The sequence below is a fragment of the Flavobacterium selenitireducens genome, from assembly GCF_014748335.1.
GTDB classification, from domain to species: domain Bacteria; phylum Bacteroidota; class Bacteroidia; order Flavobacteriales; family Flavobacteriaceae; genus Flavobacterium; species Flavobacterium selenitireducens.
Window position 1 is genome coordinate 45,912 of the sequence record NZ_JAAVIY010000007.1, and the last position, 19,687, is coordinate 65,598.

Below are 19,687 nucleotides of genomic sequence, written 5' to 3' on the forward strand. Positions count from 1 at the left end.
TCATTTCGGGCGACCGAATCCGATAAACTGCAAGGTAAAAAATTTCCAAAAAGATTAACATTCCATCGCTAAGCCTTACTGTCACAGCAAAGTCGCGGTTTGCGAGCGGTTTTATCTGTAACGATAAATGTTTTCCTGATAAAAAGCGCGGTAGTCTGAATTGCTAGCTTGCAAGAAAAACTAAGCATGAATACCCATACCGTCATCATAAAATGCCAGGGAACGGTCATACCAGATCTTTGCCGTCTTGAAGCCTGCGTCGACGCGATACTGAAAAATCCCAATATCGAATATTTTGGCCGCAACGGAAGACGCCTTTACTCGAATCCAAAAGCAATAATGGAAAACCTGAACGGGAAATTTTTTATACGGTTTTCATTCAAGCACCTGCTCCAACTCGACAGTTCACATGCTCTTGCGGTGATCAAAGCCGCGCTTAAAATGAATATGGTGAAGCGCATAAACAAGGACGGGGACGGAATCGATGTGGTGTTGCCATAGCCGTTTCCGATTATTTTTTCGCATCCTCTTTCCTCGCATAGTTTACGAGTGATTCGGGAATGCGTTCAAAACGAACCTGTCGACCGTCAAAATAAAGGGACTGCCCTTCGCTTTTGCTGTTTTCGGCATTCATGACATCGACCATTTTTTGGTCAAAGTCCCGAGCCAGTACGGTGTTTGAGATTTCCACGCCATCTTCGTAGCCTTTTTGCGTACCGACAGCCACCCAATTGAAAACGGCGTTGCTCCCGCCCGAGGCGTTCTCGGTCACATAGAATCCGTCTTTCGTAACGCGGCTCACAAATACGCCTTTGGTTTCCTGCATCGGCGTGATGGTAACATTGATGGTTTCGGGATCAGCAACCGACGTCGCGAATCCTTTCTTGAACGCCACAAACGCGGTTCCGTTTTGAAGCTGGCCGCGTCCCCTTGTCATGATATCGACGTCGGTTGAAGTAGGAACGTAGGTCGCCGTGCGTTCGGAAGCTCCGGTTTCAGTGAGTTTTACGATGGGTTCGTTTACGATGGTGTTCCCTTGGACATAAGCGCCAAATTCCTTTCCGTGAGCGACGAGCCCGAATTCTGAACCGGCGACGTAACCGCCCATGAATCCGCCTTTTATCCCAATCCCCACGTGGTTGTTCGGAGTTGGGGCGGTCGCCATCCGGTTTCCGTTGTTGAGGATGGTAATGCTGCCGCCAATTCCGCCGCTTCCGTAGACGCTGTAGATAATACCGCTGAGCCCGCGATAGCCGAGTATTCCGTAATTGTTCGTGCCTCCGAAGCCGAGAACGCCTCCCGTGCCGTCGGCAATAGTCCCGGAACCTATCGTCAGCACGTCGCCGATGACGCCAAACATATAGGAATTATTGGCGGCATTCGTGACGCGCGAACCGATATTTCCATACACGCCGCTGACGGCGCCGGCATTTCCGTTGTTGTAAGATCCGCCGGAAAATCCCAGGCCCGGCGTAAGATTATTGTTTTCGCCAAGTACGCCCGTAGCTTTCCAATTCCCGGCGACCGTCTCATCGATCACGCCATGTGTGCCGATTGGAATTACCGCATTGTTGGCTCCATCGGCTTGACCGACGACACCTTCACCTGTCCTGATAAACGACGATAGCGAGCCGGTTTTGGTAAGCCCGATGACGCCATAGCCCGTGTTGTTCGAATAACCCAGAACGCCTATTCCGCCTGCATCGGCATAAGCGGCAAATGCGCGTCTCGCCGAGGCATTGGGATAGCCGGTCAGATTGCTGTAAGCCGAGGCCGATGTGTGGACCGATAAGGCATCGCGACTGTCTTCACCACTGGCCTTGCCGATGACCGTCGCGCCCTGGACCCGCATTCCGTTCGCAGGGGCGGCGTCCGTAGATGCCCAGGCGCCTATCGTGACATTAGACGTAGCGCGCATCCTCCAGCCTTCGATTCCGTTTGTGGCGAATGCGATCTGGTCCGCAGCCGGACTGAACAATCCTGTATTTTGGTCAGCCTGGAACGAAAAAACGGGCAAAGCGGCTGTTCCGAGCGAATACGCCTGGAGCTGGCCGTTGTTGGCGTTGCTGATGTTCCAGCGGTCGGTATTGTTGGTTTTCAGGCGAAGATCGACGGCATCGCTCGTCCCGACATAATTCGTTCCTGCAACCGTCCCCGCATTTCCCGTAAGGGCCCAGTTGTTTCCCGTAGCCAGGCGGACCCATTGCGCCCCATCCCAATAATAAAAGGAAGGTACGACATTGTTCGGGGCGATTCCGGCCGTGGCAGTATTGTAGACCAGTTCGGAAACGGTAGGCGTAGTCAAAGGCAAAGCCGAGTTAGTTGCCGTCAGGGCCACTCTCGGGATCAAAACGCCGTCGTTCGTGCTGTTGATGTCCAAGGCCGCGTTTGCAACCGTAGCTCCTATCACTACCTTTCCGGTCGCATCTACGCGAAGTCGTTCAGTTCCGTTTGTGGAAACCGACAGGGCGTCGGCGGAAGGACTGAAAATACCGGTATTGGCATCGGAGGCGAAAGAGTAGAACGGAAGCGCCGCCGTTCCCAGCGTCAAGGCGTGGAGTTGATCGGCATTCGGGATGCGGAGCCTTGCATTTCCGCCAGTTCCGAAATCGAGTTGGTCGGCTCCCGGACTGAATATCCCGGTATTCGCATCGGTTTGAAAAGAATACGTCGGGGCCGTTGCGCTTCCCAAGGAATAGGACTGCAATTGGCCATTGTTGGCATTGCTGATGTTCCAGCGATCGGTGTTGTTTGTTTTTATCCGGAGGTCGACGGCATCGATGGTTCCGATAAAATTAGTGCCGGCGACGGTTCCGGTATTTCCCGTAAGTGCCCAATTGGCGTTGCTGCCAGTAGCCAGCCTGACCCAAATGCTACCGTTCCAGTAATAGTAGCCGGGCGTGACTTGGTTAGGGCCGGCGGCGGACGTCGAGGTGTTGTAGACCAATTCGGAAACGGTCGGAGTCGTTACCGTCGCAATGTTGGTCGCGGCAAGGGCAACCCGGGGAACCAATAATCCGTCGTTGGAGGAAGTTATGTCGAGTGCACCGTTAGGTGAGACGGTTCCGATGCCAACCTGGGCGAGAACTAAATTTGAGAGCAGCAATAGAAGCAGGCAGCTTCCGAAAGTAATCCTTTTCATAAGCGGTAGAATTAGGGTAAAGGTTATCACAACCCGATAATTCTTCGGCAAACGGAATTTATTAAATCGGTGTATAAGAATGGTTAAACATCAGCAGGCGAAAGAGTTGGGTTGTGTCTTACTAATTTAAGCATTAAAAAGAAACAGAAAAGTTAAATGTTTGCAATATGCGCATAATTATGATCTGTAATAATTCAAATTGCGATTAATTAAGGCATTTTGTAATGAAAATAGTAACAATTCGGAATTGCGAGGCGTGAGATCTTTCAATATGCGAATTATCCGCTAATTGAAACGTAAGACGAAGTTTATCCGGAGTTTGAGACTAGCCGAATCTTTCGGATAACGACAAAAAAAAGCCCGAAGAATGAACTTCGGGCTTTAGGTGGTACCTCCAGGAATCGAACCAGGGACACATGGATTTTCAGTCCATTGCTCTACCAACTGAGCTAAGGTACCTTTGCAGATGCGGGTGCAAATATAGAACGATTTTTAATTTACGCAAAAGAAATTTCCTGAAAAAAATCTATTCGTAACTTCGCGCCCTATGGTACTGACAATCGATATCGGAAATACGAGAACCAAAGGCGCTGTCTATGAATATGATGCGATGGTCGATTATTTCGTGACGACCGAGACGCAATGGCAAAAAAAAGTTTCGGAAATTTTAGAAAAGTATCCGAAAATAGAGGATTTGGTCGTCGCATCCGTCGGAAAAACGCAAGAAGCGGCAGTTGAAATCTTCCGTGGACGCGTCAAAATCCATTTTATATCCCACGAAAACCGATTTCCATTCGTCAATAAATACGCCACGCCTCACACATTGGGAATCGATCGGATGGTTTTGGCGGCAGGTTCGGTGCTTAAATTTCCGAAGCAAAACCGATTGGTCATCGATGCGGGAACGTGCATCACATACGATTATACGGACGCCGACGACCAATATCTCGGCGGCGCCATTTCCCCGGGCATCAAATTGCGTTACGAAGCGTTGCACAGTTACACGGCCCGCCTGCCGCTGTTGCAAAAAGAAATTCCCGATGACGCAATTGGCGATTCCACTGCCTCGGCGATACACTCGGGAGTGGTAAACGGCGCAGTAAATGAAATAGACGGCTTCATTGACAACTGCCGAAAACGCTGGCCTAACTTTATAATAATTTTAACGGGAGGTGATTCGGAATTTTTGGCTAAGCAATTAAAAAATACCATATTTGCCAATTCAAATTTCCTGCTGGAAAGTTTGCACCTAATATTTCAATTTGGCCTAGATGATCAATAAAATTCTGGTAAGCTTGTGCTTGCTGTTGGCTCTCACGTCTTTCGCCCAGGAAGGCAGTTATTCTCCATACTCTTTTTTCGGGATAGGCGACCAGCGCTTCAAGGGGACGATAGAGAACCGTTCGATGGGAGGCGTTTCGGTTTTCCCGGATTCCATCCATATCAACCTTCACAACCCGGCTTCGTTTTCGTCATTGAAATGGACGACGTTGACGGTGGGAGGAACAGGTTCATGGGCCAATCTCAGGACAGAAAGCCAGGAAGAAAAGGCAAAACGCTTTACGTTGGATTATCTTGCCGTGGCGTTGCCGTTCAAAAAAGGAGCGGTGGTCTTTGGGCTTGTGCCGTACTCGTCGGTAGGTTACAAAATCCAGAGTGAATTGCCTTTCGGGACCAGTGAAGATACGATTTTGAGGCGTTTTAACGGCTCGGGCGGTGTTAACCGTGTTTTTGTCGGCGCAGGTTACGAGATCACGAAGAATTTCAGGTTCGGAGCCGATGTGAATTTCAACTTCGGAAAAGTGGAAACCACGTCATTGGCCCAGCTTAGAGGCATACAGTTCGCCACCCGGGAAATCAATGAAACCGACCTTTCGGGTTTTAGTGCCAACGTTGGCGTTTCCTACGAAGGCAAGATCAACAATAAATTGAAGGCGTTCGGTAGTTTGGTTTATTCGCCATCGGCCAATTTGAACACCAAAAGTTACCGCAATATAGCAACCGTCCAGATTTTGCAATTGGGAGGCGTTGCGATCGTCGACCAGGACACGATTTTTTATAATAAGGAGCGCACGCTGAAATTGCCGTCCCGTTTTTCCGTTGGCGGCGGAATAGGGCAGCCTAAAAAGTGGTTGGCCGGAGCCGAAGTTACCTTTACGGGTGCGAAGGACATTCAAAGCCGTTTTTCCGAAAGCAGCAGGAACGCTCGTTTTGAGAACGCAATAAAATACAGTGTTGGAGGTTATTATATTCCGAATGCCAACTCGTTCAGCAGCTATCTCGAAAGGATTGTGTATCGCGGAGGACTGCGTTATGAAAACACCGGACTCGTGTTGAATTCCCAAACCATTTGGGATGCCGCCGGAACAATTGGGTTTGGGTTGCCGATCACCGGTTCGCTATCGAATATCAACATTGGCCTGGAATACGGAAAACGCGGAACCAAAGCCTACGGTCTTGTTGAGGAAAATTACTTCAACATATCCGTTGGATTTTCATTCAACGACCGCTGGTTCGTGAAGCGCAAGTACGATTAAGGCCCGCAATACAAGGGTTATGAAATGCACGTATTTGATTTTGGCGATGCTATTCTCTTTAGGACTGGCATCGGCACAGGAAAAAACCGACAAAAAGTGCAAGCAATTGCAGCATGTCGTGGACAGTCTCGTCCAAAAAAACGAATACGACAAAGCATTTGAATCCTGGACGTTGTTGCGCAAAACGTGTCCGACGTTCGATCAGCGCGTTTATACTTCCGGTGCGGACCTGCTCAAAATAAGGATCGATCGCGCAAAAGTTGAAGACAAAGCGCCACTTGTCAATGAACTCGTCAAGATTTACGACGACCTGAACAAAAACATCCCGGCGAACACGGAGCCCGTTTTGCTTCAGAAAGCGCTGCTTCAACAGCAATACAAACTGGCGTCCGACGCAGAAGTTTATGCGATGCTCGACAGGGCGTTCGCTAAAAATCCGACCCAATTCACCGACCACAAAGCGATTTATCTTTACCTGCAATTGTATTTCGACAAATTCAAGGCAGGAGACAGAACCATTACGGCGAACAAAATCCTCGGAAAAAGAGATGACCTGATCGCGCATGTAGAACGACTTGCGGCGGCTTCACCTGCGTCCGCAAACGACGCGACGCGTACGATCCAGGCGTTGCAGATGACCGTCAAGGAAGTTTCGACGTGTGAAAATCTCGACGCCTATTACGGGGAAGCGTTCGAGAAGCGCAAAAGTGATACGTTGTGGCTTGGTGTCGCGCTCAAGGCATTGTCTGATTCGCATTGCCGCACGAGCAAGATGTTTACCGAAATTACCCAACATCAGCAAAACCTGAAACCAACGGCCCAATCGGCTTACAATTTAGGATCGGCGGCTTACCAAAAGGCGAAATTTGACGAGGCCGAGAAGTATTTCGTGCAATCGGCTGAGCTTTCCAAGGATCCTATAGAAAAATCCGACACTTATTTTACGATCGCCTCGACGCTTTTTTCGGGACGCGACAAAGGCAGACAGAAACAGTATCTGGACAAGGCGCTCGAAGCCAATCCGAACCATCCAAAATCATATATCTTGCTTGCCCAGATGTATGCCGGGGCAGGAAACGATTGCGGAAAAAACCCGTTCGAGAAAAAGGCGCTGAACTGGCTCGCGGCCAATACGCTGAAAAAGGCGATCGCTGTCGACAAGACGAAAACCAGTCTTGAAAAGCTCGTCAGAAAGTATGAGGAACAGGCGCCATCCGATAAGGAAATCAAGCAGGCCAAGATGGGCGGAATGACCATTTATTACGATTGTTGGATCAAAAGTTCGGTAATCGTCCCAAAAAAATAACCGATGCAGTTCACGAAGACCATTTTGTTAGTTTGGTGCATTTGCCTTTGCGGATTGATGCTATCGTGCGAAGGCAATTTCAAGGACGTGCAGAAGCTCAAGTTTTCTGAGTTTACGCCTAGCGGGGAAGCCGACGACTTCAGCCTGAAATACACCGATTCAGGCCGCATCACATCGGTTTTGGTAAGCCCTAAAATGCTCGATTACGCAACAGCCCGCTACCCGTTTACCGAATTTCCGAAAGGCATCAACGTCACGCTTTACGACAAAAACCAGAAAAAGACCTACGTGCGCTCCAATTATGCCGTCACGTTCAAGAATACGGATCTCATCGATCTTCAGGGCAATGTCCAGATATGGAATGACGAGGGATCACGCCTCGAGACCGAACAATTGTATTTTGACCAGAAAAACGAATGGTTTTTCACCGAGAAAAAGTTTAAATTTACTGACCCGAAAGGAGTGTCCTTCGGGCAAGGCGTCGATTTCAGCAAGGACTTCAAGATTGTGAACTCACAAAAGATTTCCGGAGAGATCGAAAAATCCCAAGAATATTGACATGAACAGTTACCTCAAGATCATCCCGTACATTTACCTCGCCGCTGCTTTGTTTTTCATTTATTCCGGAATCGTGCGCTATGGCGAAGGCGAAGAAGGATTTTGGCTCTGGTTTGTGATCGCGGCCCTTTGCGTGTTCATGTTTTTTTTCAGGATGCGGTTTGCACGGCGCTTCAACGGAAGAAAGGACGAAAACTAGGTTATGGAAGTCGGTATCATCATTTCCAGCTTGATACTGGCCGCCTTCTTTTCAGGGATGGAGATCGCATTCATCTCCTCTAACAAGATTTATCTTGAGATTGAGAAGAAACAAGATGGTTTTTTGTCCCAGATATTGAGGAAACTCACCCAAAAGCCGTCGAAATTCATAGCGGCCATGCTCGTCGGGAACAACCTGGCGTTGGTCGTATACGGTTTTTTCGCTTCCCGCCTCGTCCTGAGATTGCTGTTGCCTTACGACCTTACCGGCATTTCCAATTTGATGATACAGGCGGCAGTGGCTACGGCGGTCATCGTATTTACGTCTGAATTCCTGCCAAAAGTTTTTTTCCATATTTACGCCAACAGCCTGATTCGTTTTTTCGCGCTTCCGGCTTATGTTTTTTACCAGATATTTTACTACATATCGGCGTTTATTCTTTGGGTTTCGGACACGGTGCTGAAGAAATTTTTTGGTACCGACAGCGATCCCGTCCAGGTTTTTTTCAGCAAAGTAGAGCTCGGGAATTTCATTAACGAGCAAATGAGCAGTGTGGACGATAGCGAGGAAATCGATTCCGAAATCCAGATTTTCCAGAATGCGCTTGATTTCTCTGCAGTCAAGGCGCGCGAGATCATGACGCCCCGCATGGAAATTTCCGCTATTGACATTTTTGCGCCGGTATCGGAATTGCGCGATCTTTTCGTCGATACCGGATACTCCAAGATCCTTGTGTACCAAGAGTCGCTCGACGATATCTTGGGTTATGTGCATTCGTTCGACTTGTTTCGGAAGCCGCGTACGATAAAGTCGATTATGATTCCGGTTGAGTTTGTCCCTCAGACCATCTTGATCAAGGACGCGATGGAACAACTTACCAAAAAGCGAAAGAGCGTCGCGGTCGTGCTTGACGAATATGGCGGAACCGCGGGCATCGTCACGATCGAGGATATCGTCGAAGAGCTTTTTGGTGAAATCGAGGACGAACACGATGAGCAGGAAGCGCTTTCGGAGCAAAAACTAGATGAGCAAACCTGGCTTTTCTCGACACGACATGATGTGGAATACCTTAATGAAACGTATGGGCTCGCAATTCCTGAAGCGGACGCTTATAGCACGCTTGGCGGGTTCATCGTGAATTCGTTGAACGAGATTCCTCAGAAAGGGGCGCAGTTTGAAATCGGGCGTTTTCGGTTCGTTATAGAAGAGGCTACCGTTAAGAAAATCGAGCTGGTCAAGCTGACGGTCGACTGAAATATACCAATCCGTGCCATTGGAATTTCTCAACCACGCATTTTGCTGGACGTTTGGCGGCTCCGCTTCGCTGCGCCGCTGCTCTTCACAAAAGATTTACGGATCACAGTTTCAAAATTGTGCTTTTTGCTGGACGTTTGGCGGCTCCGCTTCGCTGCGCCGCTGCTCTTCCACAACAAATCTACGGATCACAGTTTCAACATCGTGCATTTGCTGGACATTTGGCGGCTCCGCTTCGCTGCGCCTCACCTCGAATGCGACTCCAGAAAACAGGCGTGAATCACAAACAAATGCCGATTTGCGGAACGTCAATTTTTAAAGTAAATATTTCCCTCAAAATATGGTTATTAAATAGATAATTGTATTTTCGCAAACTGAATTAAAAATCAAGATTGTAAAATGGCAGTTTTATCAAAGATCAGACAGCGCTCCTTATTACTTATAGGTGTGATCGGGTTTTGCTTGTTGGCCTTCCTTATCGGGGATATCTTTTCGAGCGGAAACATCAACCTGGCGTCAAAAGACGTAGGTAGCGTCAATGGAAAAGACATCACGTTCGACGAATTTAGAGTAAAAGTGAACAACGTCGAAAAAAGCGGACAAGGTATGACCGCTTCCCAGGCCGCGAGCCGCGTTTGGGATCAGGAAGTGGCGATTGCGCTATTGACGGCGGAGTTCGACAAATTGGGAATCCGCGTAAGCGAGAAACACATACTCGACGCGTTCAAGAACGATCAGCAAATCGGTCAGAACCCTATGTTCAAAAACGAAAAGGGCGAATTTGACGTTGCCAAATTGCAGGAGTTCATCAAAACGAACCCGGAGGCTAAAAAAGCAATCGAGGATCGTGAGAAAGATGCTGTTTTGAACGCGAAATATCTGATATACAACACTTTGGTTAAAGGCGGCGTTTTTGTTACCGAAGCCGAAGGAAAATACAAATACGAAGCGGAGACTACGAAAGCGACTTTCGATTACGTTGGCGTTTTGTTCTCGACGATCAAGGACAGCGACGTTAAAGTATCCGATTCGGAGCTTACCGACTACATGAAGAAGCACGAAAAGCGTTACAAAGCGGACGAAAACCGTGAGTTGGAATATGTGTTGGTAGAAGATAAACCATCTGCTCAGGACGAAGCCGAAGTAAAGCAGGCAATCGATAAATTGCTCACAGCTGCTGACAGCACGGGGAATTTCCGTACGACGAATAACATTGCTGAATTCGTGAACCAAAATTCCGACATCCCTTTCGACACGACGTATATCGCCAAGAAGGATTTGCCGACGGAACATGCAGAAGCTTTGTTCAACTTGCCGACAGGAACCGTCTATGGCCCTTACATGCAAGGGAAATACTACGCCATTACACGTTCGTTGGGCCGCAAGTCCGGAGCGAACGCCAAAGCCAGCCACGTTTTGATCAGCTGGGAAGGTACACAAGTCAACAAGCGCGAGAAGCGTACGAAAGAGGAGGCCAAGGCGAAAGCCGAAGCGTTGCTCGCCCAGGCTAAAGCAAATCCGGCTGGTTTCGCGATGCTTGCCATTACGAATTCCGACGATTCATCAGCTCAGCAAGGTGGCGACCTCGGATATTTCGCTCCCGGCCAAATGGTCAAGCCGTTCAACGATTTCGTTTTCAACAACCCGATCGGAACCATCGGTTTGGTAGAGACGCAATTCGGATATCACGTAATTAACGTCACCGACAAGCAGGACGCCGTGAAATTGGCGACAATCGCTCAAAAGATCGAGCCGTCTGATGCCACTACCGATGCGCTTTACCAAAAAGCGGTAAAAGTGGAAATGGAAGCCACCGACAAAGATTTCGCATCTGTCGCAAAAGCCGAGAAGCTTGAGCTCGTCCCGTCTGTTAAAGTGAAAGCTATGGACGAATATTTCGGTAGCGTAGGGGCACAACGCCAGATCGTCCAGTGGGCGTTCAACAGCGATACAGAAGTAGGAGACGTGAAGCGTTTTGAAGTCGTGAACGTAGGAAACGTCATCGTGAAGTTGAAGAAAGTCAATCCGGAAGGACTTCTTTCGTTGGACGAAGCGCGCACTGCGGTGGAGCCAATCCTCAAGAACAAGAAAAAGGCGGAATTGATCCGCAAGAAAATGACAGGTTCGTCTTTGGCGGCAATCGCTCAGGCGTCCGGTTCGACGGTTCAGTCTGCTACCGATCTGACGCTTGAAAACAGCATGATCCCGAATGCGGGACCGGAGCCGAAAGTTGTCGGAACGGCTATCGCTACCGGAGTCGGTAAAATATCGAAACCGATCGATGGAAATTCAGGTGTTTACGTAGTAGCGCCAAAAGCTGTCGCGAAAGCGCCGGCGGTGAAAGATCACGTTGATTTCGTGAACAAATTGAAAGGCCAGGCGGCGGGATATTCCTCAAGAGTGATTCCTGCGCTTAAGTCGGACGCCAAAATCGTAGACAACAGAGCGAAGTTCAATTATTAAGAACATCTGTTCCCTTAAAAAAATCCCGGATTCGACGTCCGGGATTTTTTATTTAGGTGCAATGCGAAATACCGGTTAAAGAATCATTTCGGAGAATGGAAGCACGGTGTCATAGCCTCGTTCTTCAAAATACCGCGTTGGATTTTCACGGCTGACGGCCAAAACGAAATCGCCTCCCCAGGCACCGAGACTTTTGATGACACCGTTAAAATCCGGAAACAGCGCTTCCTTGACGGTTCTCATTTCGAGTACGTCGCTCATGATGCTTTCATGTCGTTCAAGTTCGTGGGCGAAAGTCCTGACGTCTTTGGCTGCGATAACGGCTTCGGTGATCTTTGATATTTTAGAGGTGATCCGGCCGATTCCATCCGTGCGATTGTGGTAATAAGAGGCGATCGCGGCTTTGCTGCTTTGTTTTTTATTCAGATAGACGAAGTACAATTGATCGCCAAAATCGGGTGCAAACAAAATCGGTGTTATTTTAGGCAATCCATTTTCCAGCTGATATTCCACAGCGGTATCGTTTTGCGCGCACGCAATGTCGTAGCCGCTGCCTCCGAAACTGTTTTGCAGCAATTCAAAAGCGTCGATACTGAGCCATTGGGCGATGTTGTTGATCAGCGTGGAGGAAGTACCCAATCCCCAGTTTTTCGGAAAGGTCAGGCGCGTTTCGATCGCGTAACCGTTGGCGTTGTTGATGAAATCAGGATTTTTGAGATAACCTTCGTGCAGAATTTCAAGCAATGTAGTCTTGACGGAATCGTACTTTTCGACGTAATCCGGCGTGCAGATCTCGTCGAATTCATACTTATCCTCAAACCAAACCGCGCCATCGTGATTGAAGCTTTTCCAGCTTATTTTTTTATCGGATGCCGGCATTATCGTCAGGTCCTGTCCGAATTTTGTCGGAAAGGCAAATGCTTTGGCGCCATCGAGTACGACATATTCGCCGGTCAGCAGTAATTTTCCGTTGGAGTAATAGTGTTTTTTCATAAAGAGAAACCTCAAAGTTTTTCAAAACCCTTGAGGTTGTGACAATTAGTTCTTTCTCAAACTTTCGATATAATTCACCGCCGCCGCGTGTGAGATCGCGTGTTTCTTGAAATGTTTCCGAACCATTTCGCGTTCTACGTCCGTCGCCCCGAATTGGTTGAGGATATTATTCAGGTGCATTTTCATGTGGCCTTCCTGGATGCCTGTCGTAGTCAACGATCGCAACGCAGCGAAATTCTGGGCAAGGCCGGTGGCTGCCACGATTTGCATCAATTCGGGTGCGGACGGTTTTTCGAGTACTGTCAACGCGAACTTCACAAGCGGATGCAATGAGGTCAATCCGCCTACCGTTCCCAGTGCGAGCGGCAGATCCAACCAAAAACGGAAAATTCCGTCGGTGACTTCTGCATGGGACAGACTCGAATAGCGACCATCTTTGGAGGCATACGCGTGGACGGCGGCCTCAACAGCACGAAAGTCGTTTCCTGTGGCCAACACTACGGCGTCGACGCCATTCATGATGCCTTTGTTGTGCGTTACGGCGCGATAAGGTTCTACCTCCGCAATTTTGACCGCCGTAATGAATTTTTCCGCAAAAGCGTGTGGATCCGGAATGTTCTTATCGGTCAATTCCTCGACTTTGCACGAAACTTCGGCACGTACTACACATCCTGTAACAAAGTTGGACAAGATGCTCATCACGATCCTGATGTTCTTTTCCTCGGCTGAAAAGCCATCGTATTCAGCGGCTTCCTCCTTAAGTGTTTTCGCGAACTGCTCGAGGCAGGAATTGATGAAGTTCGCGCCCATGGAATCTTTCGTCTCGAATGTCGCGTGAAGTTGGAAATATCCCGGAATGTCGGTAGACTTGTCCCGAAGTTCGATGTCCAGGATGCCGCCTCCGCGCTTTTGCATATTGGCCGTCAGCGGTTCGGTGTCGTAAAAAAAGTTCGGTTTTATCAGCTGGAAAAAGCCTTGTAGCTTCTCCTTATCGCCCGTAAATATAAAATGGACCTGGCCGATTTTTTCGGTGTTGAGGACAGTCGTTTTGAATCCGCCTTTCGTCGCCCAGAATTTGGCAGATTTTGCCGCTGCGGCCACAACCGAGCTTTCCTCGATTACCATCGGCACGGTGTAAGTTTTCCCGTTGATGTTGAAATTGGGCGCGATGCCCATCGGCAAGTAGAAATTGGAAACCGTATTCTCGATGAAATCGTCGTGCAGTTGCTGCAATTTCACATCTGAATTCCAATAGCTTTTCACAAGGGCTTTGGCCTCCTCGGGCGATTCAAAATAGTGGTTGGCGATCCAGTCGATTTTCTCAGCTTTTGACAATTTGGAAAATCCAGAAATCTCTTTGGTCATTTAATGTCAGATTGAGATACAAAGATAGCACTCTGAGAGATTTACGTCTTAGCTAGCCAAAACTAATTTGACTATGGAGATATTCCAAATTTAACATTGGATATTTTCCATTGTATTTGATTTGGTTTATCTTGCGGCATGGTTGGCGAAGAAGGAAACGAGTATATAAAGGGAAGGGGCGCGCAGAAAAACGTCAAGAATCGTTTCTTTGCGGAATCGTATGAGATTTCCGATGATTTCCTGAATTATTGCGCAGCCGAAGGCGATGATGCCGATCCAAACAAAACTCAATATCTCGAGGTTTTCCCCAAGACGATCGTCAATAAAGTGGAAAGTCCGGATGTGCGCATGGGTTGGTCGATGAACGCATACCAAGGCTGCGAACATGGTTGCATCTATTGTTACGCCCGAAACTCTCACGAATACTGGGGCTACAGCGCCGGATTGGATTTTGAGAGGAAAATTTTGGTAAAGAAGAACGCTCCGAAGCTGCTGGAGGAAAAGCTCTCAGGTAAAAACTGGAAATGCGAGACCATCGTGATGTCCGGCAATACAGATTGTTACCAACCAGCCGAAAAGAAGTTCCAGATCACACGCCAATGCCTCGAGGTGTTCCAAAAATACCGTCATCCTGTGGCCATCATCACGAAGAACGCTTTGATCAGTCGCGACATGGACATTGTTTCCAAATTGGCGGCGGACAACCTTATCGGAGTCAATGTGTCGATTACGTCACTGTCAGAAAAGACGCGCATGTTGGTCGAACCGCGCACTGCAACGATCAGGAAGCGCCTCGATACCGTAAAGCTATTGTCCCAGGCAGGAGTTCCCGTCAATGTGATGATCGCCCCGATAATTCCCGGTATCAACAGCCACGAGGTGTTGCCGTTGGCCAAAGCTGCCGCCGATGCCGGTGCGGTTTCCATCGCACACACTATCGTAAGGTTGAACGGGCAAATTGCGGAGATCTTTACCGATTGGATACATAAAGCCATGCCCGATCGGGCCGAAAAAGTGCTCAACCATATCAAGGCGGTACACGGCGGGACGCTAAACGACAGCCGATGGGGCCAACGTATGAAAGGAGAAGGAGAGTTTGCCGAGCAAATTCACGCCCAAATGAGACTAGCGCGAACAAAATTTTTTGCAGGAAAGGAATTTCCCGCTTTGAACCACAACCTTTACGAACAATATCGCGACGGACAGTTCCGCTTGTTTTAGAATTGCACAAATACAGGGAAGTGATGTCTACTCGCGAAGGATTTTTTCCATGGCTTTGCCTTTGGCGAGTTCGTCTATAAGTTTGTCGAGCTGTCGTACTTTTTTCATGATCGGATCTTCGATTTCTTCGACGCGATAGCCGCAGATAACGCCTGTAATTTTTGTGGCGTTCGGGTGAAACCGCGGAGCCTCGTTAAAAAACGTCTCAAAATCGGTCTTGTTGTCAAGTACGCGCGCAAACGACGCTTGGTCGTAGCCGGTAAGCCAGAAAATAATGGTGTCGACTTCTTGCTTCGTCCGGCCTTTTTTTTCAGCTTTTTGAACGTAATGCGGATAGACACCCGCGAAAGACATTCGGTAAACCCTGGTATTGTTCATGTTAACGAAATATATGGTATCATTTCTTCAAATATACGGATTTTGCGGGCTGCGATGATTTTGACGATAGTGTAACGAATCGCGATTTTAGAGACAAACTCCCATCAACCAAAACCGTATTTAACACCGAAAAAAATCGGTATCTGCATTTTTTTCACTAAAATTGACGGTTTTTATATTCCACAATAAAAATGACGAGAATTTTTAGAGTAACCACACTTTTCCTGTTGGTCAGTGCCTCGGTTTTTGCCCAAAAAAAGGTAACGGTCGACGAAATCTACACAGGTGCTTTCCGCACCAAAGGAATGGACGAGCTCCATTCGATGAAAAACACCAATCAATATACGGTTCTCAACTTCGACCGTTCGTCGCGTAGCATGCAAATCGACCTTTACGATTTCGCTACGTTGAAAAAGGTCGCGACGGTGCTCGACACTAAGAATCATAAGGAATTACAGTCGATTGACAGTTATTATTTCGATGCGTCCGAAAAGAAAATCCTGATCGCGACGAACTCAAACCCAATTTACCGCCACTCGTTTACGGCCGATTTCTACCTGTACGACATCGCGACAAAGCAACTTTCGAAGGTGCTCGAAGCCGTCCAGGAGCCTACGTTTTCGCCTGACGGAAACAAAATCGCCTACGCTAAGGAAAACAATCTTTTCCTGTACGACGTCGCCTCGAAATCAACCGTCCAAATAACGTCGGACGGCAAGAAGAACAGCGTCATCAACGGAATTACGGATTGGGTTTACGAGGAAGAATTTGCGTTTGTTCGCGCGTTCGACTGGAGTGCCGATTCTAAGAAAATCGCGTTTATCCGCTTTGACGAAACCCAGGTTCCGGAATTTACGATGACGGTTTTTCACAAAGAATTGTATCCGAAAGAAGAAAAATTCAAGTATCCGAAAGCAGGCGAAAAGAACGCTTTGGTAAGCCTTCACTTATACGATGTGACTTCGGCTGCGACCAAGAACGTCAACCTCGGGAATTACAGCGATTTCTATATCGCCCGCCTAAAATGGACGAAAGACGCCAATATTTTGAGTGCGCAGGTTCTGAACCGCCACCAGAGCAACCTTGACTTGATTTTTGTAGATGCGAATTCCGGGTCGGCTAAAATCGCGCTCAACGAAAAAGACAAAGCCTACGTCGATGTGACCGACAACCTCACGTTTCTCAAGGACAACAGCTTTATCTGGACGTCAGAAAAGGACGGCTTCAACCACATTTATCTGTACGACAAGAACGGAAAGCTAAAGAATCAAGTCACGAAAGGCAAATGGGAAGTCACGAAATATTATGGTTTTGATGAAAAGAACAAGACGATTTTTTACCAATCGGTAGAGAACGGTTCGATCAACCGCGACGTGTACAGCATTAGCCTTGACGGAAAGAACAAAAAGCGCCTTTCGTCCCAAACGGGAACAAATAATGCGACGACTTTCAGCCCGAACTTCGATTTTTATATCAACAGTTTTTCGAGCGCGACCGAGGCGCCGGCCTACACGTTGCGCGAATCCAAGTCCGGCAAGGAAGTCCAGAAAATCTCGGATAACGTCGCCCTGACCGATAAGATCAAAGCGTACGATTTGCCTGCAAAGGAATTTTTCGTGATCAAAACCGAAAAAGGCCACGAATTGAACGCCTGGATGATCAAGCCGAAAAATTTCGATGCGTCCAAAAAATATCCGGTTTTCATGTACCAATATTCCGGCCCAGGATCACAGGAAGTCTCAAACGACTGGCTCAGCGCGAACGATTATTGGTTCATGATGTTGTCGCAACAAGGTTACATCACGGTTTGCGTCGACGGTCGTGGCACTGGTTTTAAAGGAGCCGCATTTAAAAAAGTAACACAGAACAATCTCGGGAAATACGAAGTCGAAGACCAGATCGACGCAGCTAAAGTCATCGGGAATTATCCGTATGTCGACAAATCGCGCATCGGAATTTTCGGATGGTCGTACGGCGGATTCATGTCCTCGAACTGCATCCTCAAAGGGTCGGACGTGTTCAAGATGGCCATTGCGGTCGCTCCGGTGACGAACTGGCGATTTTACGATTCGGTTTATACCGAAAGATACCTTACGACGCCTCAGGAAAACGCTGCGGGTTACGACGAAAATTCACCGATCAATTTCGTGCAGAACCTAAAAGGGAAGTTCCTTTTGATCCACGGAACGGCCGACGACAACGTCCACGTACAGAATTCCATGCAGATGATCGAAGCGTTGGTCCAGGCCAACAAACAATTCGACATGGCGATTTATCCAGACAAAAACCACGGCATTTACGGAGGCAAAACACGCATCCAGCTTTTCAACAAAATGACCGATTACATCCTTCAGAATCTTTAACTAACTAACAACAGAATATAAAAATGGCAGAAATTCAGGCAAAAACAGGGCATCCCAAAGGGCTTTGGGTCCTATTCGGGACCGAAATGTGGGAGCGTTTCAACTTCTACGGAATGCGCGCGCTACTTACGCTATTCCTCGTAAACTCACTCATGATGAAGGAGGCGGACGCTTCCCTTATCTACGGCGGTTTTCTCGGACTCTGTTACCTGACGCCGCTTTTGGGCGGTTTCATCGCCGACCGTTTCTTCGGCAACCGCAACTGCATTTTGCTCGGCGGATTGATGATGGCGTGCGGACAATTGCTTTTGTTCTTCAGCGCCTCGGTTTTCGGTACGAATTTGTCGTTGGCGAACACCCTGATGTGGTCGGCCCTCGGAATCATCATCTTCGGAAACGGATTCTTCAAGCCGAACATTTCCTCGATGGTGGGAAGCTTGTATCCGAAACAAGAGAAAACGAAGCTGGACACGGCGTTCACGATTTTCTACATGGGAATCAACATTGGCGCTTTCCTCGGACAATTCATCTGCCCATTCCTTGGCGACGTCAAAGATGCCAACGGCGTTCGCGACATCCACGCGTTCAAATGGGGATTTCTCGTGGCGGCACTTGCGATGTTGATCGGATCGGCCACGTTCTATTTCCTCAAAAATAAATATGTAGTTACTCCGGAAGGCAAGCCAATCGGAGGCGTTCCGTCCAAAAACGACACCTCTGATTACGAAGAAGGAGAAGCACAAAAAGCACATTTTACGACAGGTTCGTTATTGTTTGCGGTGGTGTTGTTCGTCGGATTGTTCTTCGCGTTCAATTTCTTTACCGAAGGCGACAACATCGTAAAAACCTACATCTATCCGATGATCTACGCAGCGGGAATCACCCTTGCGGCGCTCATCCTTACCGATAAAACGCTTACGAGAGTGGAGATCCAACGCATTTGCGTGATTTACGTGATGTCGTTTTTCATCATCTTCTTTTGGGCCGCATTCGAACAGGCGGGATCCTCGCTGACCTTTATCGCCGACAACCAAACCGACAGAAACTTCCTTGGAATCTGGGATATGCCGGCGTCGATGGTGCAAATCTTCAACGGATTGTTCGTCGTGATGTTCGCCGTTCCATTCTCTATGCTTTGGGACAGGTTGCGCGCCAAAAACCAAGAGCCGATTTCTACTGTGAAACAATCGATCGGTTTGGCGTTGATCGCGTTGAGTTACTTTATCATCGCCCATAACGTAAAGGATCTCGGCAACGGGTTGCTTGCGATCTACTGGTTGATCCTGCTTTATCTGATCCAGACTTTCGGTGAACTTTGCCTTTCGCCTATCGGACTTTCGCTTGTAGGGAAATTGTCTCCGAAGCGTTTTGCGTCATTGGCTTACGGCGTTTTCTTTATCTCGAATGCTGCGGGTTACGCGCTTTCGGGAACGCTCGGATCGATTTTGCCTCCGACAGGTGACAAATACCAATTGGCCGAAAACAACGATATCGACCTAAAAGCTATTCTCGACAAATCCAAAACGGCAGACGGTGCCGAGTTGTTCGCGCTTGCCAAGCTCAATCTTGCATCCGTCGACAACACTCAGGCCAAAGCGAACAACATTGACGTGGAAGCGAAGATCAAGAATGTAGCCGAGAAGAAAGCCGCGATCGAGACTGCCGCTAAGGAGAAAAAGGAATTCGTCGACAGTTTTACGGCCTCCGATACGACTTTTACGGCTTCCGAACTCAACCTGATCAAGGAAAAACAGATCATCAAAGCGGAATATCCAACCTTTGCCGGTTTCACGATCTCGAACCTCTATGATTTCTTCATGGTGTTCGTCGTGCTCTGCGGAATTGCATCGGTAATCCTGTTCGCGTTGACTCCGGTTCTCAAGAAAATGATGCACGGCGTCCGCTAAT

The 19,687-nt window shown here is 48.2% G+C and carries 15 protein-coding genes and 1 tRNA gene; 11 read left to right on the plus strand and 5 right to left on the minus strand.

Annotation, left to right across the window (positions count from 1 at the left end):
- Nucleotides 1–186 precede the first annotated feature (186 nt).
- Nucleotides 187–501, plus strand: a complete 315-nt coding sequence (locus HC229_RS11460; protein ID WP_191020632.1) for a hypothetical protein — start codon at nt 187–189, stop codon at nt 499–501.
- 10 nt (nt 502–511) lie between these two features.
- Here the strand turns inward: HC229_RS11460 and HC229_RS11465 are convergent, their stop codons facing one another.
- Both HC229_RS11465 and HC229_RS11470 read right to left on the minus strand, forming a co-directional pair.
- Nucleotides 512–3,142 (minus strand): hypothetical protein, encoded by a 2,631-nt coding sequence (locus tag HC229_RS11465; protein WP_191020633.1) that lies wholly within the window; start codon nt 3,140–3,142, stop codon nt 512–514.
- A gap of 386 nt (nt 3,143–3,528) precedes the next feature.
- Nucleotides 3,529–3,601 (minus strand) — tRNA-Phe (locus HC229_RS11470).
- Nucleotides 3,602–3,689: 88 nt separating this feature from the next.
- Between HC229_RS11470 and HC229_RS11475 the strand changes: the two genes are divergently transcribed.
- The 7 genes from HC229_RS11475 to HC229_RS11505 all read left to right on the plus strand — a co-directional run bounded on the left by HC229_RS11475 (nt 3,690) and on the right by HC229_RS11505 (nt 11,459).
- Nucleotides 3,690–4,424, plus strand: coding sequence for a type III pantothenate kinase (locus HC229_RS11475; protein WP_191020634.1), 735 nt, complete (start codon nt 3,690–3,692; stop codon nt 4,422–4,424).
- Nucleotides 4,414–5,679 (plus strand): hypothetical protein, encoded by a 1,266-nt coding sequence (locus tag HC229_RS11480; RefSeq protein ID WP_191020635.1) that lies wholly within the window; start codon nt 4,414–4,416, stop codon nt 5,677–5,679. The genes HC229_RS11475 and HC229_RS11480 overlap by 11 nt, the downstream gene beginning before the upstream one ends.
- 19 nt (nt 5,680–5,698) lie before the next feature.
- On the plus strand, nt 5,699–6,985 hold the full coding sequence (locus HC229_RS11485) for a tetratricopeptide repeat protein (RefSeq protein ID WP_191020636.1): 1,287 nt from the start codon (nt 5,699–5,701) through the stop codon (nt 6,983–6,985).
- 3 nt (nt 6,986–6,988) lie between these two features.
- Nucleotides 6,989–7,543 carry an LPS export ABC transporter periplasmic protein LptC gene (lptC, locus tag HC229_RS11490; protein WP_191020637.1) on the plus strand — a complete coding sequence of 185 codons (555 nt, stop codon included), beginning with the start codon at nt 6,989–6,991 and terminating at the stop codon, nt 7,541–7,543.
- Nucleotide 7,544: 1 nt separating this feature from the next.
- Complete coding sequence (locus tag HC229_RS11495; RefSeq protein ID WP_191020638.1) at nt 7,545–7,742, plus strand: hypothetical protein; 198 nt, start codon at nt 7,545–7,547, stop codon at nt 7,740–7,742.
- Nucleotides 7,743–7,745: 3 nt separating this feature from the next.
- Nucleotides 7,746–8,996, plus strand: a complete 1,251-nt coding sequence (locus HC229_RS11500; RefSeq protein WP_191020639.1) for a hemolysin family protein — start codon at nt 7,746–7,748, stop codon at nt 8,994–8,996.
- Between the two features lie 399 nt (nt 8,997–9,395).
- A complete protein-coding gene (locus HC229_RS11505; protein ID WP_191020640.1) occupies nt 9,396–11,459 on the plus strand; it encodes a peptidylprolyl isomerase in 2,064 nt (687 codons plus the stop codon).
- A gap of 75 nt (nt 11,460–11,534) precedes the next feature.
- Here the strand turns inward: HC229_RS11505 and HC229_RS11510 are convergent, their stop codons facing one another.
- Both HC229_RS11510 and HC229_RS11515 read right to left on the minus strand, forming a co-directional pair.
- Complete coding sequence (locus HC229_RS11510) at nt 11,535–12,452, minus strand: GYDIA family GHMP kinase (RefSeq protein ID WP_191020641.1); 918 nt, start codon at nt 12,450–12,452, stop codon at nt 11,535–11,537.
- Between the two features lie 45 nt (nt 12,453–12,497).
- Complete coding sequence (locus HC229_RS11515; protein ID WP_191020642.1) at nt 12,498–13,817, minus strand: hydroxymethylglutaryl-CoA reductase, degradative; 1,320 nt, start codon at nt 13,815–13,817, stop codon at nt 12,498–12,500.
- 138 nt (nt 13,818–13,955) lie between these two features.
- Between HC229_RS11515 and HC229_RS11520 the strand changes: the two genes are divergently transcribed.
- A complete protein-coding gene (locus tag HC229_RS11520) occupies nt 13,956–15,038 on the plus strand; it encodes a PA0069 family radical SAM protein (RefSeq protein ID WP_191020643.1) in 1,083 nt (360 codons plus the stop codon).
- 27 nt (nt 15,039–15,065) lie between these two features.
- On the opposite strand, the gene HC229_RS11525 is transcribed toward HC229_RS11520, so the two are convergent.
- Nucleotides 15,066–15,416 (minus strand): DUF2200 domain-containing protein, encoded by a 351-nt coding sequence (locus HC229_RS11525; protein ID WP_191020644.1) that lies wholly within the window; start codon nt 15,414–15,416, stop codon nt 15,066–15,068.
- Between the two features lie 191 nt (nt 15,417–15,607).
- Between HC229_RS11525 and HC229_RS11530 the strand changes: the two genes are divergently transcribed.
- Entirely contained in the window at nt 15,608–17,779 is a 2,172-nt protein-coding gene (locus HC229_RS11530; RefSeq protein ID WP_191020645.1) for a S9 family peptidase, read from the plus strand.
- A gap of 23 nt (nt 17,780–17,802) precedes the next feature.
- The gene (locus tag HC229_RS11535) at nt 17,803–19,686 is read left to right on the plus strand and encodes a peptide MFS transporter (protein ID WP_223845593.1); all 1,884 of its coding nucleotides are present in this window, start codon (nt 17,803–17,805) and stop codon (nt 19,684–19,686) included.
- Nucleotide 19,687: the final 1 nt, after the last annotated feature.